The organism is Pseudomonas sp. 31 R 17, assembly GCF_900004915.1.
Classification (GTDB): Bacteria; Pseudomonadota; Gammaproteobacteria; order Pseudomonadales; family Pseudomonadaceae; genus Aquipseudomonas; species Aquipseudomonas orientalis_A.
In genome coordinates this window covers 76,298-76,512 of sequence record NZ_CVTN01000054.1, presented here as the reverse complement: position 1 = coordinate 76,512, position 215 = coordinate 76,298, and positions in this window count along the sequence as shown.

The window sequence follows — 215 nt, the reverse complement described above, 5'->3', positions numbered from 1 at the left end:
CGAGCTTGCTCGCGAAAAACGTCAACGATAACGCGTGCTTCCTGAATCAACGCGGCGCCTGTGAGTTTTTCGCGAGCAAGCTCGCTCCTACAGATGGCGGTGTACGTAAGCCCGCGTATCTACGATGCGAAGCGAGCCGCTCTTGCTTTTGATCTTAGGCGCCCCGTTAAACCACGCTGGCCGCAATTCGATATTGATGTGGGGGGTAAACCGGC